The organism is Hydrogenimonas sp. (genome assembly GCF_029933015.1).
In the GTDB taxonomy this organism is placed as follows: Bacteria; Campylobacterota; Campylobacteria; order Campylobacterales; family Hydrogenimonadaceae; genus Hydrogenimonas.
In genome coordinates this window covers 23,444-47,244 of the sequence record NZ_JAOZOZ010000001.1, presented here as the reverse complement: position 1 = coordinate 47,244, position 23,801 = coordinate 23,444, and the positions used below count along the sequence as shown (strand labels likewise).

Here is a 23,801-nt window from a genome sequence, read left to right as displayed (position 1 = left end):
CCAGGCATCGGCTTAAAAGCCGCTCGCCTGGACATATGTGGTGATGATTTCAAGGATCGGTTCGACCGCGACGACGGCGAAAACCGTCATGAACGCCGAGAATCCGATAATGGTCTGCAGCGGTTTGGATGTGTTCTGTTCATAGATCGTTCCTTCGTTCTGTGTCGGATCTTTCAGGAACATATAGACGATCAGTTTCAGATAGTAGTAGACCGAAATGGCACTGTTGATCGCCATGATCAGTGCCAGAACGATATAGTCGCTGTTGACCGCCGCGCTCATGACGTAGAGTTTACCCCAGAAGAGCGAGAAGGGAGGCACCCCTGCAAGCGAGAGCATGAAGAGTGCCATGATCACGGCACCCACCGGTTTGATCTGGATCATGCCGGAGAACTTCTCGTAGGGATGGTCGAAACGGTCGTGCCATACCTTGTCTTTGTGTCGGGAAACCCACAGCATCGCGAAGGCACCCAGGTTCGTGAAGAGGAACATGATCCAGTAGAGGAACAGGGCGCTGTTGGCCTGGGTCGTACCGATCATGATGGCCGCCATGACGAATCCGGCATGGGAGATGGAGCTGAAAGCCAGCATACGTTTGACGTCGTGCTGGACCAGCGCCATGATGTTGGCCAGCGTCATCGTGATGACGACCGCCGCGTAGAGGACGTCACGTACCCATACCACGTCGCTCTGGATCAGGAATCCGAAGATACGCATGGCTACGACGAATCCGGCGATCTTCGGTACGACCGACATGTATCCGGCCAGTGTGGCGCTGGCACCTTCGTAGACGTCCGGCGTCCATGTATGAAACGGCACCATCGAGAGTTTGAATCCCAGGGCCGCGATCATGAAGGAGACGCCCACCAACAGAATCGTCATGTTGGCGAAATCTCCCGCTTTGAGAACCTCCGCAATTTTGTAGAGCTCGACACTGCCGGTGAGGGCGTAGAAGATCATCGCACCCATCACGTAGAAACCTGCCGCCAGCGCACCCATCACGAAATACTTGATCGCGGCTTCGAAGGAGCGTTCACGGTTGTGCAGCGCGATCAGCGTATAGAGCGCGAGGCTCGCCGTCTCGAGACCCACGAAGATCAGGATAAGGTTGTCGCTTGCCACCATAAACTGGAATCCCGCCACCATGAAGAGGAAGAGGGCGAAAAATTCCGGATAGCTGAACTCGTGAAACCTTCTGGATGTCAGGGCCAGCGGGATGAAGAGCATCGAGGCGGCCAGGATGACGATCTGGGAGAGCACCGCGATACCGTCGATGAGCATCACGTCGAAAAAGCCCCTGTCGCCGATTCTCTGTCCGAATACGGCGCCCAGATCGACCACGAGAATCAGAATGCTCAACATCACATAGAGTGTCTTGTCGAGATCCTTTTTGATCAGGTCGATGATGAGAATACCCAATCCTCCGGCGATCGCCACGAGCATCGGGGCCAGTGTTCCGAGATTCAGCGATTCCATGCTGACTGAAATTGGCTCTAACATTATTCCGCCTCCCTTTCGATTACCTTCGGCTTGATGACCTCTTTCGCCTCTTTGGTAATCGCTTTTTTATGCATGAATGAAACGAGCGATTCGACACTCGTGTTGATCGGTTCGAGAACCGGTTTGGGGTAGACACCGAGCCATACCGTCACCAGAACCAGCGTCCAGAGCGCCATGCTCTCTTTGCCGTCGAGATCTTTCAGGTTTTTGTTCTCCTCTTTCGTCACTTCTCCGAAGAAGGACTTTTTGTAGAGGCTCAACATATAGACGGCGCCCAGAATGATACTGGTACCGGCCAGGATCGTCATCGTATGGGAGACCTGATAGAAACCTGCGAGGCTCAGGAACTCACCCACGAAGCTCATGGTCAGAGGAAGACCCACGGAGGCCATGACCATGATACCCATGATCGTGCCGTAACGGGGCATGACATGTGCCAGGCCGCCGAACTCGCTCATCAGTTTGGTATGCCGTCGGTCGTAGATGACGCCGACGAGCATGAAGAGCGCACCCGAAACGATACCGTGGCTCAGCATGAAGAAGACCGAACCGGTGATACCTTCGGGATTCATCGCGAAAGTTCCCAGAACGATGACACCCATGTGGGAGATGGAGCTGTAGGCGATCACCTGCTTCATGTCTTCCTGGGCGTAGGCGACCATCGCCGTGTAGATGATCATGATCAGCGAGAGAATCGCCACAGGGAAGATCATATAGACCGAAGCGTCCGGGAACATCGGAAGCGGCAGGCGCACCAGACCGTAGGTTCCCATTTTCAGCAGCACCGCCGCCAGGATGACGGAACCGATCGTCGGCGCCTGGCCGTGGGCGTAGGGAAGCCATGTGTGGAACGGGAACATCGGAACCTTGATCGCCAGACCGATAAAGAAGGCGATAAAGAGCCAGATCTGATAGTTCTCCGGCAGGATCAGGCGATGCCACTCGGTGATGGAGAAGCTCCAGACACCGGTCGCTTCATGGTAGAGATAGGCCATCACCAGCATACCGACCAGCATGATCAGCGATCCGGCGAAGGTATAGAGGAAAAACTTGATTGCCGCATAGATTCTGAGATTGCCGCCCCAGGCGCCGATGATATAGAGCATCGGAACCAGAGAGAGCTCCCAGAAGACGTAGAAGACGATCGCGTCGAGAGAGACGAAAACGCCGACCATCGTCATTTCCAGGAAGAGCAGCGAAATGATCATGTTCTTCAGATCTTTTTCGACACTCAGTGCGATCATACCCACCAGCGTGATGAAGGTGGAGAGTACGACGATAAAGAGCGAAATACCGTCGACGCCCAGATAGTAGTTGATACCGAAGCTGGGGATCAGAGGCAGTACTTCGACAAACTGGAATCCGGGATAGCTTCCGTCGAAACTGAACCAGAGCCAGAGCGAGAGTAGGAATTCGATCGCAGCCACCGAAAGGCCATACGCCCGGATCGACTCTTTCGAAACGACGAATCCAAGCAACCCGGCGATCGCCGGGAAGAAAACCAAGACTGATAAAATGTGATCCATACCTACTCCTTAACGCACGGGACTGTAAAAGATGGCTGCAAGCAACAGAATGAGCAGACCCACTCCCATCCAACGCAGCATGTTGGAAAGGTTACCGCTCTGTACGACACGGGAAACCATACCGGATTTGTAGATGGTCGTCGCGATGAAGTCGACGGTCGCATCCACAATTTTTAGATCCAGATCTTTCCAGAAGATTCTCGACAGTTCACCGTAGGGTTTACAGATATATTCGTCGTAGATCTTCGGGATGTAGTACTGGTTGAAAAGAAGCTGGTAGATAAAAGTCTCTTCCCACTTCTTGCTGAATCCGCCTTTGCTGTATTTCCAGACGGCGAAACCGATACCGCCGAGCGCTATCGCCTGCGTGACGATGATAAGTGTCCAGAAAGTGAAAGTCGAGATGTGATGCTCCTCGACAGGCAGAACGTGTTCGATCATATGGACGAAACTGTGCTCGAAGAAGCCGGCTATGACGGCAAGCACGGCCAGCGGGGCCATCGCCCAGAGCATGAATCTGTACGCTTCGTGGGGATGGTAACCGAAGATTTTGTAGCGCTCTTCACCGAAGAAGACCAGCATCACGAGTCGGAAGCTGTAGAACGCCGTCAGACCCGCCGTGATCCAGAGAATCGTCCAGAGCACGTAATGGTCGGTAGCGAACGCCGCTTCGAGAATCTTGTCTTTGGAGAAGAAGCCCGCGAACGGGTAGATACCGGCGAGCGCGACCGACGCGATCGTCATCAGGATCATCGTCCACTGCATCTTCTTCGCCAGACCGCCCATCTTGAAGATGTCGAGCTCGTCATCCATCGCGTGCATGACGTTACCGGCACCCAGGAAGAGGAGCGCTTTGAAGAAGGCGTGGGTCATCAGGTGGAAAAGCGCCACCCAGTAGGCGCCGACACCCGCAGCGACGAACATGTATCCCAGCTGCGAAAGGGTCGAATAGGCGATAATACGCTTGAGGTCCCGGTTGACCAGCGCCATGGAAGCGGCGAACATCGCTACGAACGCGCCGAGACTCGCCACGAAGAGGCTCACTTCGGGAACGACGCTGTAAAGCGGGTTGGCGCGGATGACCAGATAGACACCCGCGGTGACCATCGTCGCGGCGTGGATCAGCGCGGAAACCGGTGTCGGACCCTCCATCGCGTCGGCGAGCCATGTATGGAGCGGAAACTGCGCCGATTTACCCATCGCACCGATAAAGAGGAAGGCCGTGACCATCATCAGAAGGCCGTGATCCTTGTCGGCGACCTGCTCGAAGACGACGTCGTACTGCAGGCTGCCGAAGTTCCAGTAGATCAGAAAGATACCGATCAGCATCCCGAGGTCGGCGATACGGTTCATGATGAAAGCTTCGTTGGCCGCCCAGGAGGCGCTCTCTTTGTGATACCAGAAGCCGATCAAAGCCCATGAACAGAGACCGACGCCTTCCCATCCGATAAACAGACCCGCGAAGTTGTCGCTCATGACCAGCACCATCATCGAAAAGACGAAAGCGGAGAGCCACGCGAAGAAGCGGTTGAACGACTTGTCGTGATCCATATAACCGATGGAGTAGACGTGGACGACCGCGGAAACCGTTGTGACGACGAACATCATCGTCGCAGTGACCTGATCGACGATGAAGCCGAAAGGAATGACCAGGCCGCCGGCATGGATCCAGTCCATCAGTTTGACATGCACCTCTTCTCCGTGTGCAACATGCAGCAACAGTACGACGGAGCTGATCCATGAGACGAACAGCAGAGTCGACGTTGCGATACCAGTGACAAGATTTTTCGGCTTGTCAGCGAAAAGCGCTGCAAAGAGCGATCCGACAAGCGGAGCGAACAGTGCTGTATAGAGATATGTTTCCATGTGCTTCCTTTACCCGTGCATCGACTGCATAGAATCAATATCAAGCGTTCCGCGCCGCTTGTACCAGACGATCATCAGGCCCAGCCCGACCGCCACCTCACTCGCTGCCACCGCGACGATGAAAAATGCGAACATCTGTCCCGTCAGATCGCCGTAGAATTTGGAAATCGCCGCGAAACCGATGTTGACGGCATTGAGCAGAATTTCCGTCGAAAAGAGCAGCAGCAGCAGGTTCTTCCTGCGATAAACACCGACCAGACCGATACTGAAGAGTATCGCCGAGAGAATCAGGTAGTGACTGAGCGTAATCATTGTGCACCCTTTTCTTGGAATTCGTCGTCGATCTTGAGCGTCAGGCTCTCATCCATCTTCTTGCCCGCCAGAATGATACCGGCGATCATAGCTACCAGCAGCATCACCGCGGCCACTTCGAAGGGAACCAGATATTTCGTGAAGAGGACGACACCGACCGCCTGCGGATTCTGTACGCCTTCAACCATCGGATAGAGGGCTTCGATGTGATCGGAGACGATCGGAGCGACGAAGGCGATCACAAGCAGCAGCGCCGTCATGCCGCTGAGCAGAAAGACCAGCTTCGGTGCACGGATGTTCTCCTTCACTTCACGTGTCGTGTCGAAGAACATCATACCGAAGGCGTAGAGGGCCATGACCGCGCCCGTATAGACGATGATCTGCACGACGCCGAGGAAATCGGCATCCAGCAGGAAGAAAAACCCGGAAATCATGATCATCCCGGCAGCCAGCGCACTCATGGCGTAGAGTGCGTTCTTGCTCATCACCGTGATCGTGAACATCGCGATGGTGACCGCGCTGAAGAGATAAAATGCTATTGCTTCAAACATCATCAATCCTTAATACGCCGTCGGCGTTTTCTTGATACGCTCATCCGCGTTCGGGCTGACCGCACCGAATCCGTCGAACTCTTCCTGCTTGCCCTCTTTCAGGAAATCGAGCGGTGTCAGGATATCGTCACGCAGTACGAAGTGTGCCCGCTGCTCGCTGGCGTTTTCGTAGCGCTGTCCATGAACGATCGCCAGCTCGGGGCAGACTTCCGCGCAGTAGCCGCAGAAGATGCAGCGCCCCAGGTTGATCGTATACTCCGTCACCTCTTTGCGCTGGTTTTCGTCGTATCGCGTATCCATTCGAATACAGTTGGCGATACAGATCTTTTCACAAAGACCACACCCGATACACCGCTCGTTGCCGCTCTCCAAAAGTCTATAGAGCTTGTGGACCGCACGGTAGCGCGGGGAGATCGGAAGCTTCTCCATCGGATATTTGACGGTATGGATATTGAACCGCACCATTTCCCGGAAGACGACCCACAGACCGACGAAGAGCTCACCCTTGAAGGTGCGTTTGACGACCTGTTTGAATTTGTCAAGCGGCTCGACCGGCGGTTCGTCGACCGGAATGAACGTGTAATTTTGCGCGACGTTTCTATCTTTGAACTGTTCCAGACTCATACTCTCCCCCTTACATCATCAATACGATGCCGGTGACGACAACGTTTATTACTGCGATCGGCATCAGAACCTTCCAGCAGAGCCACATCAACTGATCCGGTCTCACATGCGGCCACGCCGCCCGTGTCCAGAGGAAGAAGAAGAAGAGGAAGGAGACCTTCAGAACGATCGCCAGGCCTCCGGGAATGAATCCCCAGTCGTTGAATCCGCCCAGGAAGATCAGGCTCGCCAGAAACGCCAGCGTGATCATGTTGGCGTATTCACCGATGAAGAACATACCCCATCGCATACCGGAATACTCCGTGGCGTAACCCGCGACGATCTCCGCTTCGTGTTCGAGAAGGTCGAAGGGTGTACGGTTCGTTTCCGCGAAACCGGCGATCAGGAAGAGGATGAACGCCACCGGCTGGCTCCATACGATCCAGTCGGTGAATCCGCCTGCCTGATAGTTGTTGATGTCGATCAGCGAAAGAGAGCCGACCATCATAAGAGGCGCCAGGATACTAAGACCCGTCACCACCTCGTAGCTCAGAAGCTGGATCGCGGTACGTGCCGCACCCAGAAGCCCCCACTTGTTCGCACTCGCCATACCCGCCAGAAGCGGAGCGAAAAGGCCGCTGGCCATGACGCCGAGGACAAAGAGCACACCGACGTTGATGTCTGCGATGATCGGATGAATCGTCACTCCGAACATTTCGAACTCGGGGAAGAGCGGGACCGCAGCCAGCGCGATGAAGGCTGTCGCCGCTCCGATGATCGGCGCGATCCTGAAGATCGGCTTGACCGAATTCTGGGGAATGATATCCTCTTTCGTAAAGAGCTTGAGGCCGTCGGCGGCCACCTGCAGAATGCCGTAGGGACCGACATGCATCGGACCGAGACGTCTCTGCATGAAAGCCAGTACCTTACGCTCGATGTAGGTACCGAATCCCGCAAGCGCCGAGAAGACTGCCAGTACCAGCACGATCTTGATGATCGTGGCGATTACAAATCCAGTTAATGTCATGGCTTACACCTTTTCTATCGTTACGTTTTGATATCGGTTGACTGAGAAGAGTCTGTCGGCTCCGATGCTCGGATCGAAATCCGGCACCATGACGATGTCTCCGCCGATAAATTTGTCGGACGCGACGGCGAGTTCCACACTGCCGGCGGGCAGTTTCACACGCACGGTGTCACCTTCGTTCAAACCGAGTTTCTCCAGTTTTTCCGACGAAACGTAGAGTTTTGCGTCCGTCGCGATTTCATGCGCTTTCTGCGTAAATTCGTTGAACTGGAGAACCGGATTGCAGCGATAGGCGATCTCGCCTTCCATCGCTTCTTTTTTGTCGATCTTTCCGACTTTGACCTTCTTGTCGGCCGGCACCTCTCTGTTTTCAAGGTGATAACCACGAATCTCTTCTCCCCTGTTCGTATAGTGGTTCGGAAGATCGTCGAATTTCAGTGCCTTGAACCCTTTCTCTTCCGGCAGGGCAGCCGTATAGTCGACCGTCAGTCGGGCTTCGACACCCAGGCTGTTCGCAATGTCGTTGAGCAGATAGCCCTTGTAGGGAAGCGCGACGTAGGTCGGTACGACACGCTTGTCGACGTTGGTGAAAGTTCCCTCCTGCTGGTTGATGGCAGGCATGTCGAGGTCCCCTTTGCCCGATGCGCTCAGGACGAAATCACCCTCCGCGTTGTAGCCGACGACGTATTGACCCGCTTCGTCGTCGAGGTCGCAGATGAGGCTGACGCCCAATGTGTTGGTTTTGGGAGGAAGTACGACCACTTTGAAGTTCGTGTGCCGCTCGATGAGTCCCGCCAGCTTCGCCAGGTTTTCCGCCTTGGGATGGTTGATGAGATCCTCGCCCAGAATGATCGAGAATTTCTCTTTTTTGGCAAGCATTTTGACCATTCTGTCGTCGAAATCTTCCGGTGCTCCCAGGATGTCGAGAAGGCCGTTGAGCTCCACTTCGATCTCTTTCTTGACCTTTTTGGGAACCATCTTGGTGACCTCTTCGGTGACCTCTTTCTCTTCGCCGGTCTCCTCGTCCTTGACCTTTTTGGTCACTTTTTCGACCACTTTCTCCTTGATCGTCTCTTCGACCGTCTTCTTCCCTTTCTTGTGGAAAGTATTCAGATATTTGACGACATCTTTGGGGAGCGTCTTCTTGTCACCGAAGAGATCGAGAATCAGATAGAGTGCCGCCTCTTCGAGACCCGGCTTGTGGTTCACGGCGATCAGGTTCTTTCCGAAACCTTCGACGACGGGGTCCTTGACGGGATGGAAATAGAGGCCCGCCCCCTTGTTCATCTTGATGGCATTGTTGAAGGCAAACCGTGCGCGGGGATTGTCGCTCTTGAGCTGTGAACCGACACTCACGACGAAGTCGCTCCGATGAATGTCGCCGAGCTCGCCACTCCAGAGAGCCTGTCCCGAAACCGCCGAAAACTCTTTCAAAAACTTCTGGAAACGTTTCGCCTCGTCGTTGAGAAGTCTGTAACCGTACTTCTCTTTCAGCCGCTGCAGGATCATCGCCTCTTCGTTGGTGATCGTAGAGGAGAAACGGATCGTATCGGCTTTTTTGAAGGCTTCCACCGCTCTTTCGAAGGCCGCTTCGTCTTTCCCCTCGACACGGTTTTCGAAATCGTAACCGAAACGTCCCGCCCCGCAGAGGGAGACGTAGTTCCACTCGTTCTTGACACGGTAGATCTTCGGTTCCGGATTGTCGATACTGGTGTGCTTGACATCGTAGTAGAGATGACAGGCGGCGCTACAGTGGGCACAGGCGGCGGGTATGGATGTCAGTTCCCAGGCGTTGGAGGTATACTGGAAGTCGCTGCTGACCAGCGCGCCGACCGGACAGACGGCGATACATTCGCCGCAGTCGGTACATTCGAGCGTCTCGCCCGTCGTCGGACCGATCAGCGATTTGTTCAGTTTGTTCCACATCGCGTAAGCGTCTTTGGGCATACTGTTTTTCAGCTCTTTGTCCAGCGCCTCGCCTCCCCGCGGAACCGTTTTGAGGGCCGCATCGCCGATCATGTCCTTACAGACCGTCACACAACGCTCGCAGACGATACAAAGACCCGGATCGTAATGGATCAGACCCCAGTCCTTCGACTCCCTCTGTACGTCCTTGATGGCGTAGTGCTGTGCATCCACACCCATCTCGAGGGTGTAGTTCTGCAGTTCGCACTCGCCCGACTGGTCGCAGACACCGCACTGAAGCGGGTGGTTGACATCGTAGACCTCCATGATCGCACGACGCTCCGCCGCAATGTTTTCCGTCAGCGTCGTGATCTCCATGCCATCCTTGGCTTTGGCGTTACAGGCGTAGACCTGTTTGCCGTCGGCCTCCACCAGACAGATACGGCAGGCCAGCGTAGGGCTGCAGCGCGTCAGGTAGCAGATGGCAGGAATGAATATGCCGTTGGCACGTGCAATGTTGAGGATATATTCACCCTCTTTCGCTTTGCACTCTTTCCCGTCTATTTTGATCGTAATATCACTCATTGGCTTGTCCCACTACTTCTATTTTGCTTTGACTGTATCGATAATTTGAAGATAACAAATCTTCACTTAATCCCAAGTCAAAGGTTGGATTGAGGGCGATCGTACCTTTCAGCGTTGGGTCGATTTTAAACACTCTCTCCATTTCGACGCCTCCGACGTTGACTCTCACCCGCATCCCCTCCTGCAGCTTCGCCGCGACGGCGAACTGCTGCGCACCGTAGAGTACCGGCTCTTCGCCCTCGAGCTGGGAAGCGCGGTAGGTCTGCGGACCGAACTGCAGCACCGGATCACAACGGTAGAGGATCGGACCGTTGAATTCCGGAAGCTCCGCGATATCCTCCAGCGACGAATCGACGCCGTGCTTGAGCCGTCTGAGCTCGTAGCCTCTGACCTCTCCTTCGCTGTTGCTGAAATAGTAGGGGATATCGTCGAAGCGAACCGCTTCGAACCCCTTCTCTTTCGGCAGTCTTTCGGTATAGTCGATCGTGAACTCCGCCTCTACACCCAGGGCGTTGGCGATGTCGTTGAGCACATACCCTTTGAAAGGAAGCGCCACGTTCGTCGGCACGACCCGTTTGTTCAGCGTCGTGAAGGTACCCTCCTGCTGGTTGAGCGCCGGCATATCCAGATCGCCCTCTCCCAGTGAACTCAGGACGAAATCACCCGGGGTGTTGTAGCCGATCGTATATCCTTCGGACTCATCGTCGAGGTCGCAGATCAGGGCGACGCCCAGCGAGTTCGTTTTCGGCGCCACCGGAAGGACCGAGATGCCGCCGAATCTCTCGAACAGAGCCGCCAGACGCGCGATCTGCGTGGCTCTGGGGTGGTTGATGCAGTCTTCTCCCACCACCAGCGCGATCCGCCTGCAGCGTGCCAGCGAAGTTTTGACCGCTTCGAGCTCCTCTTCGCCGACGTTGCTTTCGGCACTCAGATACCCCTCGTCGAGATCCTTGAGAAAACCCTCGATCTTCTTGACGTCGATTTTACCCTCGAGCATCGTTTTCGCCAGCAGCGCCAGCACGCCCTCTTCCGTGCCCACTTCGTACTTGACGAACTGGGTCACGACGTTTTTCATCTCTTCGTCTTCCATCGGATGCATGTAGACGACCCGCGCGTTGTGGCGTTTGGATGCCATCGTGATGTGGTAGCGCACCGCCGGATTGTCCGTCAGGATGCGGGTCCCCAGTACGATGATACCGTCGGCGTCCGCCAGAGATTCGAGCGAGCCGTTGAAGAGGCTCTTGCCGCTCATCGTCGCATACGCTTCGAGGAATTTCCGATAGTTTCCCGCATCTTTGTTGACGAGTCTGTATCCGTATTTTTCCTTCAATCTCTGGAGAATCATCGCCTCTTCGTTGGTGATGCGGCTCGTGAAACGGATCGTATCGGCTTTTCGGAAGGCTTCCAGCGCCTTCTTGAAAGCCGCTTCGTCCCTGCCCGCCACACGGTTTTCGAAATCGTACCCGAATCGTCCCGCCCCGCAGAGGGTCGAGAATTCGAACTCGTTGGTGACGCGGTAGATCTTCGGTTCGTTCTTCTCCAGCGCCCCTTCGTATTTCCGCTCGTAGTTGAGGGCGCAGCCTGCGCTGCAGTGGGCGCACGTCGCGGGGATCTTCTCCAGCTCCCAGGCGTTTGCCTTGTACTGGAAATCGGTGCTGATCATCGCGCCGACCGGGCAGACCGCGATACACTCGCCGCAGTTGGTACACTCCAGCTCTTCCGTCCCTTTCGGCTGGATCCGGGAGTTGTATCCGCCGTAGTGGATCTCGATGGCGTCGTCGCCGATCACTTCGTTACAGACATGGACACACTTCTCACAGAGAATGCAGAGCGATTCGTCGTATCCGATGAACTGCCACTTCCGCAGGTCGCGCTTGTGATCACGGGCCGAAAACTCCTGGGTGTCGACACCGAACTCCAGCGTCTTGTTCTGCAGGTCGCAGGCACCGCTCTTGTCGCACACGCCGCACTCGAGCGGGTGGTTGACATCGTAGAGTTTCATGATGTTCTGGCGGTGGGAGAAGAGTTCGGGGGAGTTGGTCCGTACCTCCATTCCGTCCAGTGCGGGGGCCTGGCAGCTGAGGATGAAGCCGTCGGCGCCTTCAACCTCCACGACGCAGAGGCGGCAGGAGGCGATCGGCTTCACTTTGGTCAAATAACACATCGTCGGGATGTAGAGTCCTGCCCGGCGTGCCGCCTGCAGGATCGTCTCACCCTTCTTCGCTTCGACTTTTCGTCCGTCAATGGTCAATGTAATCATCCGCCCATCCTTATACAGCCGTCATCGCGATGTAGTAGCACCGCATACAGCGTTCCGCCTCGGCGATCGCCTCTTCCTGGGTGAATCCCAGATTGACTTCGCGGTTGTTGTACTTCCGCTCGTCGACGCCGAGCTTCTCGCTCACCTGTCTGGGCAGTCCCGGAAGCCATCCCGTCACCTTCTCCTTCTTGTCGTAGACACGGAGTCGGCGCAGATGGTCTTCCATGATCTCCTCGTCGGTCAGGGTGATCTCGCCGGTATGGACGAACCGCGAAATGACCGACGCGGCGCGGCGCGCCTGTCCGACGGCGTTGACGATCGTCATCGGACCGTATTCGCAGTCGCCGGCGGCGAAGAGCCCCTTGCGGCTCGTCATGTAGTCGCGTCCGTTGGTCTTGAGAGTGCCCCAGCTGGTGAGCTCCAGCTCCCACTCTTCGGGCAGGAGGCCCAGATCGGCCGCCTGGCTGACGGCGGGGATCAGATAGTCGCACTCGATCTCGAAATCGGCGCCCTCGATCTTCACCAGCTGCGGACGTCCGCCGCCCGGATCGGGGACCAGTTCGAAACGGTTGACCTTGAGTGCCTTGAGGCGTCCGTTCTCGTCTTCGATGATCTCCTCGACAGCGGAGTGGAAGATGAACTCGACACCCTCTTCCACCGCCTCGTGGTACTCTTCGTAGGTCGTGTTTCGGATGATCGTCTTCTCGTCCCGGCGGTAGAGCATGATCACCTTGTCGGCGTTGCAGCGGATCGAACAGCGCACGACGTCCATCGAGGTGAAGCCGCCGCCGACACAGACCACGGTCTTGCCCGTCAGGTCGACGTACTCCTTGTCGAGCATCTGCTGCTCGCGTACCTCCTGGGGAATCGGAATGCCGTACTTGACCCAGAGATTGACACAGTCGAGGAAGTTGATCGCGCCCCAGTAACCGGGCATATCATCGCGCTCGTTCTTGGCGCGCACCTTTTTGGAGAGGCGCGTTCCGAAAGCCAGCAGCGTCGCGTCGTACTCCTTGTCGAACTTCCGAAGCATCTCGGCGTCGACTTTGGTGTTCATGATGAAGTTGGTGCCGACGCTCTTGGCCAGTTCGATATCCTTGTTGTACTTCTCGATCGGCATGCGGTACTGGGGAACGCCCACGGCCACCTCGCCGCCGAGCACCGGAAGCTCCTCGTAGACGTCGCACTGGATGCCTCTGACCCCCAGATAGTAGGCGGCGGTCAGTCCCGCGGGACCCGCTCCGACGATCGCGACACGCTTGTCCGTCTTCTCCTTCGCGGGCTCTTCGGGATGAAGCCACTCGAAACCGCGATCGGTTTCGTAGTCTGCGCCGATGCGTTTGAGCTCCATGATCGAGATCGGCTCGTCCAGATTGGCGCGGCGGCACTCGTCCTCGCAGGGATGGGGACAGACACGGCCGCAGGTATGGGCCAGCGGCATCGATTTTCGGGTCGCTTTGAGCGAATCGTCGTAACGCAGGTCGCGCACACCCTCGATGTAGGCGGGAATGTCCACATGGGTCGGGCAGGCGTCCATACAGGGCGCGGTGACCTTCGCGATGTAGCTGATATCCTCTTTGTCGTAGTCGGGACTCTTTTTCTTGTTTTCGATCAGGTCCATGAAGGTGTCGTGGTAGTGCTCCATCATGTCGAGCAGCGGCTTGGGCACGGTACGGCCGATTTCACACTTGCTCGTCTCCATCATGGTACGCGACACCTCTTTGAGATGCTCGAGATCGCTCACTTCCCCTTCGCCGCGGGCGATCTTGTCCATCAGGTCGTAGAGGATCCGACCGCCCCATCGGCCCGGCGCACAACGGCCGCAAGCTTCCGAATACTTCTGGTAGGTATGCGCGTACTCCGTTCCCAGGCGTACGACGTCGATGCTTTCGTCGAACACGGCGAACCCGTCCCAGCCGATGAAGGCTTTCGCGTCGCGGTCCGCTTCGTACCGCTCGGGAAGCTTGTATTCGGACTCGACCCACTCCTCTTCGGGCTTGCCGCGGTTGTCGATGAACTCACCGCGCCAGGTCGAAAAAACCACTCGGGCCACTATTTTTTCCTTCTCACCATGATGGTCCAGTCGACTTCGTTGAACTTGAGCGAGTTCAGCAGCTCATGTCCAGCCTCCTTGACCAGATCGGCGCTTTTCTGGATCGGAGAGAAATCCCCGATTTCGAAGAGAAAGATCGCGACTTCGCCCGGCTTCGTGCCGGTCTCGAGCAACTCCATCATTCTGTCGTAGAAACTATCTTTCAGATGGCGCAAATCGTAACGTACCATGTTCTCTCCCCCTTATCTGTCGATTTCGCCGAAGACGATGTTGGTGTTACCGATGATCGTGACGACATCGGCGATATAGCTGCCCGGCAGGATATCCTGAAGGATGCCGCAGTGCCAGAAACTCGGAGCCCGTACCTTCAGGCGGTAGGGATAGGGCTCACCCTGGGAGTTGATGTAGAAGCCCAGCTCCCCTTTCGGGCTTTCGGTGGGTACGTAGACCTCGCCGACCGGCGGGCGCATCCCCTGGGTAACCAGTACGAAGTGCTGCATCAACGAATAGTTCTGGGTCATGATGTCCTCTTTGGGCGCGGAGATGTACTGGGGCACGTGGGCCATCAGCTCCGGCTCCGTCTCGTCGTACATCGCGATCAGCTGCTGCAGAATGCGTGCCGACTGGCGCATCTCTTCCATGTAGAGTTTGTAACGGCCGTAGCTGTCACCCGTATTCGTGACGGGAATGTCGAACTCAAGCTCGTCGTAGAGCTCGTAGGGCTCCTCTTTACGGATATCGTATTCGATCCCTGTGGCCCGAAGAATCGGTCCCGTACATCCCCAGCTTCTGGCCAGATCGGCATCGATGACACCGACACCCTCCAGACGCATGCGCCAGATGCGGTTTTCGGTCAGAAGATCCTCGTAGTCCTTGATGTTGGACGGGAGCTCGTTGACGAATTTCGCCAGCGCGCCCAGCCACCCATCGGGAAGATCGAGGGGCACGCCGCCGATACGGACGGCCGAGTGGGTCAGGCGCGCACCGCAGTAGTCCTCCATCAGGTCCATCGCGAATTCACGCTCGCGGAAGCAGTAGAGGAAGACGCTCATCGCACCGACGTCCAGGGCGTGGGTCGCCAGCCAGAAGAGGTGGGAGATGATGCGGTTGATCTCCAGCAGCATCGTCCGGATCACCTTGGCGCGTCTGGGCACCTTGTCCTCGATGCCGAGCAGCCGCTCGACCGCCAGGGCGAATCCGTAGTTGTTCGACGTGGCCGCGATGTAGTCCATCCGGTCGGTGGTGGGCAGAAACTCGTTGTAGATCATGTTTTCCGCCATCTTCTCCATTCCCCGGTGCAGATATCCGATATCGGGTACCGCGCGGACGATCTGCTCGCCGTCGAGCTCCAGAATCAGCCGGAGCTGTCCGTGGGCGGAGGGGTGCTGGGGACCGAAGTTGATCACCATATGGTTGTCTTCGCGCTCGAACTCCAGGTTTTCGAAAAATGGTCGTAGTTTGTTGGTCTGTTGCATCCGCGTCCCCTTATCTTCTCTTGTCCAAAACTTTTGAATTCTCTGCCGAGAGTTTCTGAATCAGGAAGACACCCTCCTCTTCCTGATAGCTGATCGGAGTCTCCTCCGCCTTGTCGACCATCTCGGCCGGCGCACCGCGGGGAACTTCGTGTCCCAGACGCGCGAAACGCTCCGTGTCGTAGCGGTCGATACGGCCCGGATCCCTGTTTTCGGGTCCGATGATGTCGCGGGCCTCTTTGCCGAAAATCTTGTCGACTTCGTACCACTGGGCGAACTCGTCCCCTTCGAGAGGATAGGTCTTTCGCAGCGGATGGCCCTCCCAGTCGTCGGGCATGATGAGACGCTTGAGATAGGGGTGGTTGTTGACCTTGACACCCATCAGATCCCACATCTCACGCTCGGCCCAGTCGGCACTACGATAGAGCGGATTGACGCTTTCTACCGCGTGGTTCTCTTCGACGAAGCATTTGACGCGGAGCCTTCTTGCGGCATTCAGGTTCAAAAGCTGATAAAACACCTCGAAACCGCCGCGCTCGGCGAGGAAGTCGACGGCACTCAGTTCCGAGAGCATGTCGTAGCCCCTCTCCTCTTTCAGCGCTTTGAGTGCCGTGACATTGTCTTCGGAATTGACGTAGATGACGAGCTGGCCGCGCTGGATGTAGGCGTTGAGGACTTTGCACGCCTTCTTCACGGCCGCCACGTCTTCGGCGTAGTCGCTACCCTCCGGTACCGGCTCTTCGGGAATGCGAGGAGCCACCCAGAAACGGTCGGTATAGTAGGCTTTCTTCTGTACGTTGTCTTTGGGAGTATAAGGTCTCATCATACCAGCCTTTTCGGTTTTTGAGATTTGTTCGCGGACTCTCTGCGGATCTTCTGCTGAAGCAGCATCACCGCGTACTGCAGCGTTTCGGGCCGCGGCGCACATCCGGGAAGATAGAGATCGACGGGAATGACGCGGTCGACGCCCTGGACCGTGGCGTAGGTGTTGAACATACCGCCGGTGTTGGCGCAGCTTCCCATGGAGATGACCCATTTGGGCTCCGTCATCTGGTCGTAGAGACGGCGGATGAACTCCGCGTGCTTCTTCGTCAGGGTGCCGGCGACGATCATCAGGTCGGCCTGGCGGGGCGAGGCGCGGAAGATCGTACCGAACCGGTCGAAGTCGTAGCGGCTCGCGCCCGATGCCATCATTTCGATCGCACAGCAGGCAAGTCCGTAGGTCAGCGCCCAGAGCGAGTTGCTTCGTCCCCAGTTGAGGATCTTGTCCACCGTCGTCAGGGCGACCGGCAGACCGCCGCTTTGTGTGTAGTTTACTTGATGCTGTGCCATTCAAGCGCTCCTTTCTTCCATGCGTAGATAAATCCGATTGCAAGCAATACGATAAAGAGAATCATTTCGACGAATCCGAACCATCCGAGAATCTTGAAGTCGATCGCCCATGGGAACATGAAGATGATTTCGACATCGAAGAGGATGAAAAGCAGGGCGAACAGATAGAACTGCGCCGAAATCGAGTTGGGCTGCTTCGTCACCTCGGGCCCGCACTCGTAGATCGTGAGCTTGAGCTTCTCGGTATCGAGTCTCGCCAGCCTCCTGCCGATATAGCGTGAGATGGCGACGGTCAGGCTGAATGCACCGAAGGTGATCAGCAGCAGCAGAAAGGCACCGAAATATGGATGTTCCACAGCCATATGTGTCATCTAAACCCCTTTGTTCAAAGCCGTTGATGCTTTGTTTAGTGTCTATAAACCAATGTTAGGGTAGTTTAACAAATAAACTTTAAATCAAGATTGTACCGCTTCCGCAGCCTCCACAAAAAAAATGTGTGTTTCGCATGGAAACAGAGGAAACGGCGAACTGTCCGAAAAAGTAGCAGTGCGGCCGCGTCCATTTTTGTAAAGCACTACTTGACACTCAATACTCTCTTTGGCTAAGATTGGCGAAACGAATCATCCCGAATCAAGGAGTTTCCGTGGCACTGAAAATGAGCCAGCTCACCCAAATGACCGATACGCCCAAATCGACGATTCTCTACTATATCAGGGAGGGGCTCCTGCCCGAACCGAAAAAGATCAAACCCAACGTCCATCTCTACGACGACGATTTCGTCGACCGGATCCGTTTCATCAAATACCTCCAGACCCATTTCAACGCCTCCATCGGCCAGATCAAAACACTGCTGCGGGATGGGGATTTCGACTTTTCAAGAGGTTTCGAAGCGGTACTGGAGACCCTCGACACGCTGACGGCCCCCGCGACACCCGTCATCATGTCCGACGCGGAGGTGTGCGAAAAGCTGGGAATCGATGCAAAAACACTGGAGCGTTACCTGCGGATGGGCGCCGTGTTCAGGCGGAAGGGGGGCTTCAGCGAAAAGGAGATCGAGATTCTCTCGATACTGCTGGAGCTCGAAAAGATCGATCCGGAGGGGACGCTGCTGAAAACCTACATCGAACACGCCAGAGAGGTCGCCCGGCGCGAAACGGATCTCGCCCGACGGCTTCTGGACAGGAGCGGAGAGAAAAACGATGTGGTCAAGACGCTCTTCGACGCCACGCTGATTCTCAAACCCTATCTCTTCAATATGCACCTGGTCCACACCTATCAGGAGAGAGCGGGTGAAGAATGAACCGGCTCTGGAAGATCCGAGGTTTTCTGCCCTTTCTTTTCGTTCTCGTTTTCAACGCGATGACCGACATCGCCCACAAGATCACGATCCAGAACGTCCTGATCAAGAGCTTCGAGGGGGATACGCTCATTATCCTCAGCGCCCTGGTCAACGCCCTGATCCTGATCCCCTTCATTCTCCTCTTTTCACCCTCGGGCTATCTTTCCGACCGGTTTCACAAAACCGGCATCATCCGGTACGCCGCCCTCGCCAGCGTTCTTCTGGCGCTTCTGGCGACACTCAGCTACTATGCGGGATGGTTCTGGTTCGCCTTCGCCCTGACCTTTCTGCTGGCCGTGCAGAGCGCCCTCTACTCGCCGGCCAAATACGGCCTGATCCGAGAGCTCGTCGGCTCCCGGAGGCTCGCCTACGCCAACGGTATCGTCCAGGCGGCGACGATCGCCGCCATTCTTGGAAGCGCCCTGCTCTTTTCGATCGGGTTCGAATCGCTCTACGACGGCGCCGCGACACCCGACGCCATTCTGCGATCGATCGCGCCGCTGGGGTGGCTCCTGGTGGCCATGACGCTGCTGGAGAGCTGGTTCGCGTTCAGAATACCGCCCAGTTCGATCCGTGCCGAAGCGCTGACCTTCGACATGAAAAACTACCTGCGGCTCGGCTATCTCAAAGAGAATATCGCCCTGCTGCGAAGCGACGGAACCGTCTGGATCAGCATCATGGGACTGAGCCTCTTCTGGGGCGTCTCCCAGCTCGTCGTGGCCGCCTTTCCCGCCCACTACAAGAGCGTGACGGGGGACGAAAACACCGTCATCATCCAGGGTATCCTGGCCGTCAGCGCCGTCGGCCTCATCATCGGCTCGGTCGCGGCGGGGCGTCTGAGCCGCCGCCACATCGAATTCGGCATCGTTCCCGTCGGTGCGCTGGGCATGTTCCTCTCCCTGACGACGTTCGCGGCGGCCCCGGGAGCGTCGGTGATGGCCGCCGCGAGCTTCGCCTTCGGCTTCTTCGGCGGACTGGTGATCGTACCGTTCAACGCCGCGATCCAGTATCTGGCGCCCGAACACAAAATGGGCACCATCCTGGCCGGGAACAACTTCATCCAGAACATCGCGATGGTGCTCTTTCTGCTGGCTGCGATCTTTCTGGTGCAGATCGGATTCTCGTCGACGGGGATTTTCCATATCGCCGCGTGGATCACGCTGGGCGGCACGGTCTACGCCATGCTCAAAGTGCCCCAGCTCGTCGCGCGGCTGATGCTGCTTCCGATTCTGCGCACCCGCTACCGGATCTTCGTCGAAGGGCTCGAAAACCTGCCCCAGACCGGCGGCGTCCTGCTGCTGGGCAACCACGTCAGCTGGATCGACTGGCTGATTCTCCAGGTCGCCTCTCCCCGCGCCATCAAATTCGTCATGGAGAAGCGGATCTACGAGCAGTGGTATCTCAAATGGTTCCTGAAGTGGTTCAACGTCATTCCGATCTCGGGCATCTCGGGCAAGGGGGCCATCGAAAAGGTCAGGGAGCGGCTCGACAAAGGCGAGGTCGTGGCCCTTTTCCCCGAAGGGCGCATCAGCTACAACGGCCAGCTCGGCGAGTTCAAAAAGGGCTTCGAACTGATCATGAAAGAGGCCGACCACCCCATCCTCCCCTTCTATCTGCACGGTCTGTGGGGATCGACCTTTTCGAGGGCCCAGACACGCTACAAACTCCTCTCAAAAACCGGCCCGCGCCGCGATATCGGCGTCGTTTTCGGAAAACCGCTCCCCTCCGGCACGACGGCCCATACACTGAAAAAGAGAGTTCAGGCCCTCTCCCTCAGAGCCTGGGAGAACACGGTGTCCCGTATGGAGCCGCTGCATCTACAATGGCTCGATCGTATGAAAGCCCACCCCTTCCGACAGGTTCTCGTCGACGCGTCGGGTACAGAGCTCACGGGAGCACGGATGCTCAGCGCCGTGCTGCTTTTCGCCAAAGCGCTGAAGCCCAAACTGAAAGATCAGAGCAACGTCGGTGTGATTCTGCCCTCTTCCGCCGCCGGCGCCATCGTCAACATGGCCCTTTTCGTCCTGGGGAAACGCCCCGTCAACCTCAACTACACGCTGCCTCCCGAAGCGATGAGGGCGGCCGTCGAAAAAGCCGATCTGCAGACGGTCGTCTCCTCGGAAAAATTCCTGAAAAAACTGGCCGCCAGGGGCTTCGATCCCGCCGCACTTCTGGGCGACAGGATCCTCCATGCGGAAACGCTCGGTGCCTCCTTCACGAAACGGGACAAAACCGTGACGTTCCTCGAAGCCCTGCTGCTTCCTGCTTTTCTGCTGCGAAAACTCCGTTTCGCGCCGGTCTCTCTCGAGGAGACGGCGACGATCCTTTTCAGCAGCGGCAGCGAGGGGACGCCCAAAGGGATCGAGCTGACCCACAAAAACCTGCTCGGCAACATCAAACAGGTCGGCGCCATGATCAACTTCACCGACGAGGACGTCATCCTGGGTTCCCTGCCCATCTTCCACTCCTTCGGCCTCACGGTCACGACCCTGCTGCCCCTTTGCGAAGGCATACTGCTGGCATGCGTCCCCGACCCGACCGACGCCGTGACCGTGGGGAAGATGGCTGCCCGGTGGCAGGCGACGATCCTTTTCGGGACCTCCACCTTTTTCAGACTCTATACGAAAAACAGAAAACTCCATCCCCTGATGTTCCAGACCCTCAGAATGGCCGTGGCCGGCGCGGAGAAACTCAAGCCGGAGATCAAAACGGCTTTCAAGGCCAAATTCGGTGTCGACCTCTACGAGGGGTACGGGACCACGGAAACCTCTCCGGTCATCGCCGTCAACATGCCCGACGCGCTCGATCCCGACACCCTTCGGGTCATCGTCGGGAACAAACCGGGCAGCGTCGGGCAGCCGCTTCCGGGTACCGTCGTCAGAATCGTCGATCCCGACACGCTGGAGGAGCTGCCCGCGGGTGACGACGGACTGATCCTCGTGGGCGGTATCCAGGTGATGAAAGGGTATCTCGGCGATCCCGAAAAAACGGCGGAAGTGCTGACGAAAATAGAAGGTGTGCGGTACTACAAAACGGGCGACAAGGGACATCTCGACGAAGACGGTTTCATCTATATCGCGGGCCGCTACAGCCGGTTCGCGAAAATCGGCGGCGAAATGATCGGCCTGGGAAGCGTGGAAGAGCGGATCGAAACCCTTTTCGGAGAGGATTTCGAAGCGATCGCCGTCGATCTGCCCGACGACAAGAAGGGGGAGACCGTCGTGCTCCTCTACACAGCCGAAATGGAGCCGGCCGAAGTGACGGAGCGGATCAAAAAGAGCGACATGGCTCCCATCATGCAGCCCTCCAGGGTTTTCAGGGTCGAATCGCTACCGAAACTCGCCAGCGGAAAGGCCGACTTCAAGGGGGCCAAAAAGCTGGCCAAAAAGCTGGCAAGCGAAGGGGGCTGACCCTCTATCGCTCGAACATCGTCGAGATGCCGCCGAGCAGCGACCCCTCTCCCTGGTCGCTTCCTCCGGCCGAAGGGGCGCTCGCGATGATGCGGTCGGCGAGTCTTGAGAAGGGGAGGCTCTGCAGATAGACCGTCCCGTGCCCCTCCAGCGTGGCCAGGAAAAGGCCTTCGCCGCCAAAGAGCATCGACTTGAGGTCGCCGGCCCGCTGGACATCGAAATCGATCCCCTTCGTGTAGGCGACGAGACACCCCGTGTCGACGAATATCCTCTCCCCGTTCAGCTCTTTCCTGACGATCGTGCCGCCGGCGTGCAGAAAGGCCATGCCGTCTCCCTGCAGATGCTCCATGATGAAACCTTCGCCGCCGAAGAAGCCGCGGCCCAGTTTGCGGCTGAAGGAGATGTCGAGTTTCGTCCCCAGGGCCGCACACAAAAAGGCGTCTTTCTGACAGAAGATCTCGTTGCCGAACTCCGACAGGTCGAGGGGGATGATCTTGCCCGGGAAAGGGGCGCCGAAGGCGACGTGGCGTTTGCCCTCTCCCCGGTTGGTGAAGTGGGTCATGAAGAGCGACTCTCCCGTGATCAGGCGTTTTCCCGCGCCGATGACGGTATCGAAAAACCCGCCGGAGGTTTCGCTGCCGTCTCCCATTTTGCTCTCGAAGGCGATGTGGTCGTCCATCCACGCCATCGCTCCCGCTTCGGCGATGACCGTCTCGCCCGGATCGAGCTCCACTTCGACGATCTGCAGATCGTCACCGATGATCCGATAGTCTATTTCGTGGCACTGCATCTTTTCTCCTTCATGATGGATTCACGATCCTATTTTATCATTCCGAAAGCGTCTGTGTTGCACGCCGAACGATTTTCGGCTAAAATCATCGGCAAAGATGTGAAGGAAGGTGCATGGATTACCGCAGAATTTTCGGTTTTCTCTTTCTGTTCTACGGATTGGCCTGGACCGTATTCGGCGGACTCTTTTAAGGGGACACGATGACCGAAACGCCAAATCGCTCCGCATCGGCCGACATTCTCGCGAAAGCCTCGCGCCCCTGGCTGCTCTACTTTTTCGCTCCTTTTCTGCTCCTTTCCGTCACCGCTTCCCTTTTCGCGGGGCACTACGGCCTCTTTTTCTGCAAACTTCTGGGATTCGGTGGACTCTACCTTTCGATCCGCTGGATGGAGCGTGGAATCAAAGAGAGCCTGCGCTACGAACACGCCGCCATCGCCAAAGCACCGAAGATTCCCTGGAAGATCGCAGGCAGCCTCGCGCTCTTCGCGACGGTCCTCTTTCTGGGCATCACCACCGTGGAGGCTTCCTGGTGGGAGAGCCTGATCGTAGCATCAGTCACGGCCGGCGGCGCGCTGCTCTATTACGGCACCGACCCCGTGCGCGACAAACTGCCGCGAACCACCGGCGACGTCAACCCCGAACACCTTTTCCGAAACCTCCGGGAAGCGGAAGAGAGAGTGGCAGAGATAGAAAAAGGGGCCCGGCGCATCGAAGACCCGGAGCTGGCCGAAGCTCTGGGAAAGACCCTGCACCGGGCGCACGCCATACTGGAGACGATCCGGTCGGACCCCCGGGACATCCGGGTCGCCAGGAAATTTCTCGTCGTCTATCTCGACGGTGTCGCCGACGTGATCCGGCAGTACCACACCGTGAAAGCCGAACAGATCGACCCGCCCATGCGGCGGCGTCTGATCGAGCTGCTGCAGGAAGCGGCCCGGCGTTTCGACGAAGAGCTCGAACGGCTCAGGTCGAACGATCTTTTTGAACTCGACGTGCAGATCGACGCCCTCAGGGAGCAGTTGAAACATTGACACTATTACAGAAACGTATTTTGATAGCAACGGAAGTTCCGGTAATTGACGTTCCGCCAAAAATTCCGTTTTGACGGGACGTCATCTCGAATGCCTATGCATTCGAAGCTTCAGGGGGGTGCAGGGGACGGTCAGTCCCTGCCGAGTCATGGGCTTCGCTCATGACTCGCGTAACATATCAATGAAAAGGAAGATCATGATGGAAACGAAACTCAAAGAGCGGCTGGAAGAGTCAATCG

At 56.9% G+C, this 23,801-nt stretch carries 19 protein-coding genes; 3 read left to right on the top strand and 16 right to left on the bottom strand.

All coding sequences use genetic code 11. From position 1 onward, the window contains the following. Window positions 1–12: 12 nt before the first annotated feature. From nuoN to Q1K23_RS00135, 15 genes are read right to left on the bottom strand one after another with little or no spacing between them, the layout of a single operon-like run. Entirely contained in the window at window positions 13–1,500 is a 1,488-nt protein-coding gene (nuoN, locus tag Q1K23_RS00205; protein ID WP_300360860.1) for an NADH-quinone oxidoreductase subunit NuoN, read from the bottom strand. Next, the gene (locus tag Q1K23_RS00200; RefSeq protein WP_300360857.1) at window positions 1,500–3,026 is read right to left on the bottom strand and encodes an NADH-quinone oxidoreductase subunit M; all 1,527 of its coding nucleotides are present in this window, start codon (window positions 3,024–3,026) and stop codon (window positions 1,500–1,502) included. Before Q1K23_RS00200 ends, nuoN begins: the two co-directional genes overlap by 1 nt. A gap of 9 nt (window positions 3,027–3,035) precedes the next feature. Beyond that, a complete protein-coding gene (gene nuoL, locus Q1K23_RS00195; RefSeq protein ID WP_300360855.1) occupies window positions 3,036–4,892 on the bottom strand; it encodes an NADH-quinone oxidoreductase subunit L in 1,857 nt (618 codons plus the stop codon). A 9-nt stretch (window positions 4,893–4,901) separates the two neighbouring features. Continuing rightward, on the bottom strand, window positions 4,902–5,204 hold the full coding sequence (nuoK, locus tag Q1K23_RS00190; RefSeq protein WP_300360853.1) for an NADH-quinone oxidoreductase subunit NuoK: 303 nt from the start codon (window positions 5,202–5,204) through the stop codon (window positions 4,902–4,904). Further along, window positions 5,201–5,755 (bottom strand): NADH-quinone oxidoreductase subunit J, encoded by a 555-nt coding sequence (locus Q1K23_RS00185; protein ID WP_300360850.1) that lies wholly within the window; start codon window positions 5,753–5,755, stop codon window positions 5,201–5,203. Before Q1K23_RS00185 ends, nuoK begins: the two co-directional genes overlap by 4 nt. A 9-nt stretch (window positions 5,756–5,764) precedes the next feature. Beyond that, the gene (gene nuoI / locus Q1K23_RS00180) at window positions 5,765–6,379 is read right to left on the bottom strand and encodes an NADH-quinone oxidoreductase subunit NuoI (protein WP_300360847.1); all 615 of its coding nucleotides are present in this window, start codon (window positions 6,377–6,379) and stop codon (window positions 5,765–5,767) included. 10 nt (window positions 6,380–6,389) lie between these two features. Further along, window positions 6,390–7,385, bottom strand: coding sequence for an NADH-quinone oxidoreductase subunit NuoH (gene nuoH, locus Q1K23_RS00175; protein ID WP_300360844.1), 996 nt, complete (start codon window positions 7,383–7,385; stop codon window positions 6,390–6,392). Between the two features lie 3 nt (window positions 7,386–7,388). Further along, complete coding sequence (locus tag Q1K23_RS00170) at window positions 7,389–9,875, bottom strand: NADH-quinone oxidoreductase subunit G (protein ID WP_300360841.1); 2,487 nt, start codon at window positions 9,873–9,875, stop codon at window positions 7,389–7,391. Next, the gene (locus Q1K23_RS00165) at window positions 9,868–12,135 is read right to left on the bottom strand and encodes a 2Fe-2S iron-sulfur cluster-binding protein (RefSeq protein WP_300360838.1); all 2,268 of its coding nucleotides are present in this window, start codon (window positions 12,133–12,135) and stop codon (window positions 9,868–9,870) included. Before Q1K23_RS00165 ends, Q1K23_RS00170 begins: the two co-directional genes overlap by 8 nt. A 10-nt stretch (window positions 12,136–12,145) precedes the next feature. Next, a complete protein-coding gene (locus Q1K23_RS00160; RefSeq protein WP_300360835.1) occupies window positions 12,146–14,188 on the bottom strand; it encodes an FAD-dependent oxidoreductase in 2,043 nt (680 codons plus the stop codon). Further along, window positions 14,188–14,418, bottom strand: coding sequence for an NADH-ubiquinone oxidoreductase subunit E family protein (locus Q1K23_RS00155; protein WP_300360833.1), 231 nt, complete (start codon window positions 14,416–14,418; stop codon window positions 14,188–14,190). Before Q1K23_RS00155 ends, Q1K23_RS00160 begins: the two co-directional genes overlap by 1 nt. Window positions 14,419–14,430: 12 nt before the next feature. Further along, window positions 14,431–15,663, bottom strand: a complete 1,233-nt coding sequence (gene nuoD / locus Q1K23_RS00150) for an NADH dehydrogenase (quinone) subunit D (protein ID WP_300360831.1) — start codon at window positions 15,661–15,663, stop codon at window positions 14,431–14,433. 10 nt (window positions 15,664–15,673) lie between these two features. Continuing rightward, window positions 15,674–16,483 carry an NADH-quinone oxidoreductase subunit C gene (locus Q1K23_RS00145; protein ID WP_300360828.1) on the bottom strand — a complete coding sequence of 270 codons (810 nt, stop codon included), beginning with the start codon at window positions 16,481–16,483 and terminating at the stop codon, window positions 15,674–15,676. Further along, window positions 16,483–16,992 carry an NADH-quinone oxidoreductase subunit B gene (locus tag Q1K23_RS00140; protein ID WP_300360825.1) on the bottom strand — a complete coding sequence of 170 codons (510 nt, stop codon included), beginning with the start codon at window positions 16,990–16,992 and terminating at the stop codon, window positions 16,483–16,485. The genes Q1K23_RS00145 and Q1K23_RS00140 overlap by 1 nt, the downstream gene beginning before the upstream one ends. Next, window positions 16,974–17,363: an NAD(P)H-quinone oxidoreductase subunit 3 gene (locus Q1K23_RS00135; protein WP_300360822.1), complete on the bottom strand. Its 390-nt coding sequence runs from the start codon at window positions 17,361–17,363 to the stop codon at window positions 16,974–16,976. Before Q1K23_RS00135 ends, Q1K23_RS00140 begins: the two co-directional genes overlap by 19 nt. 272 nt (window positions 17,364–17,635) lie before the next feature. Between Q1K23_RS00135 and Q1K23_RS00130 the strand changes: the two genes are divergently transcribed. Both Q1K23_RS00130 and Q1K23_RS00125 read left to right on the top strand, forming a co-directional pair. Next, window positions 17,636–18,292 (top strand): MerR family transcriptional regulator, encoded by a 657-nt coding sequence (locus tag Q1K23_RS00130; RefSeq protein WP_300360819.1) that lies wholly within the window; start codon window positions 17,636–17,638, stop codon window positions 18,290–18,292. Next, a complete protein-coding gene (locus tag Q1K23_RS00125; RefSeq protein ID WP_300360816.1) occupies window positions 18,289–21,741 on the top strand; it encodes an acyl-[ACP]--phospholipid O-acyltransferase in 3,453 nt (1,150 codons plus the stop codon). Before Q1K23_RS00130 ends, Q1K23_RS00125 begins: the two co-directional genes overlap by 4 nt. Window positions 21,742–21,745: 4 nt before the next feature. Here the strand turns inward: Q1K23_RS00125 and Q1K23_RS00120 are convergent, their stop codons facing one another. Beyond that, complete coding sequence (locus Q1K23_RS00120; protein ID WP_300360813.1) at window positions 21,746–22,531, bottom strand: TIGR00266 family protein; 786 nt, start codon at window positions 22,529–22,531, stop codon at window positions 21,746–21,748. Window positions 22,532–22,731: 200 nt separating this feature from the next. Here Q1K23_RS00120 and Q1K23_RS00115 point away from each other — a divergent pair, with 200 nt between their 5' ends. Next, window positions 22,732–23,562: a 5-bromo-4-chloroindolyl phosphate hydrolysis family protein gene (locus tag Q1K23_RS00115; protein WP_300360810.1), complete on the top strand. Its 831-nt coding sequence runs from the start codon at window positions 22,732–22,734 to the stop codon at window positions 23,560–23,562. Window positions 23,563–23,801 lie beyond the last annotated feature (239 nt).

Excerpts from the sequence above, each read along its gene's own strand:
- Q1K23_RS00165 (WP_300360838.1), bottom strand. The coding sequence starts at position 12,135 with ATGATTACATTGACCATTGACGGACGAAAAGTCGAAGCGAAGAAGGGT.
- Q1K23_RS00185 (WP_300360850.1), bottom strand. The coding sequence starts at position 5,755 with ATGTTTGAAGCAATAGCATTTTATCTCTTCAGCGCGGTCACCATCGCG.
- Q1K23_RS00120 (WP_300360813.1), bottom strand. The coding sequence starts at position 22,531 with ATGCAGTGCCACGAAATAGACTATCGGATCATCGGTGACGATCTGCAG.
- Q1K23_RS00135 (WP_300360822.1), bottom strand. The coding sequence starts at position 17,363 with ATGACACATATGGCTGTGGAACATCCATATTTCGGTGCCTTTCTGCTG.
- Q1K23_RS00170 (WP_300360841.1), bottom strand. The coding sequence starts at position 9,875 with ATGAGTGATATTACGATCAAAATAGACGGGAAAGAGTGCAAAGCGAAA.
- nuoI (WP_300360847.1), bottom strand. The coding sequence starts at position 6,379 with ATGAGTCTGGAACAGTTCAAAGATAGAAACGTCGCGCAAAATTACACG.
- Q1K23_RS00155 (WP_300360833.1), bottom strand. The coding sequence starts at position 14,418 with ATGGTACGTTACGATTTGCGCCATCTGAAAGATAGTTTCTACGACAGA.
- Q1K23_RS00200 (WP_300360857.1), bottom strand. The coding sequence starts at position 3,026 with ATGGATCACATTTTATCAGTCTTGGTTTTCTTCCCGGCGATCGCCGGG.
- nuoK (WP_300360853.1), bottom strand. The coding sequence starts at position 5,204 with ATGATTACGCTCAGTCACTACCTGATTCTCTCGGCGATACTCTTCAGT.
- Q1K23_RS00140 (WP_300360825.1), bottom strand. The coding sequence starts at position 16,992 with ATGGCACAGCATCAAGTAAACTACACACAAAGCGGCGGTCTGCCGGTC.
- nuoD (WP_300360831.1), bottom strand. The coding sequence starts at position 15,663 with ATGCAACAGACCAACAAACTACGACCATTTTTCGAAAACCTGGAGTTC.
- Q1K23_RS00145 (WP_300360828.1), bottom strand. The coding sequence starts at position 16,483 with ATGAGACCTTATACTCCCAAAGACAACGTACAGAAGAAAGCCTACTAT.
- Q1K23_RS00125 (WP_300360816.1), top strand. The coding sequence starts at position 18,289 with ATGAACCGGCTCTGGAAGATCCGAGGTTTTCTGCCCTTTCTTTTCGTT.
- nuoL (WP_300360855.1), bottom strand. The coding sequence starts at position 4,892 with ATGGAAACATATCTCTATACAGCACTGTTCGCTCCGCTTGTCGGATCG.
- nuoH (WP_300360844.1), bottom strand. The coding sequence starts at position 7,385 with ATGACATTAACTGGATTTGTAATCGCCACGATCATCAAGATCGTGCTG.
- nuoN (WP_300360860.1), bottom strand. The coding sequence starts at position 1,500 with ATGTTAGAGCCAATTTCAGTCAGCATGGAATCGCTGAATCTCGGAACA.
- Q1K23_RS00115 (WP_300360810.1), top strand. The coding sequence starts at position 22,732 with ATGACCGAAACGCCAAATCGCTCCGCATCGGCCGACATTCTCGCGAAA.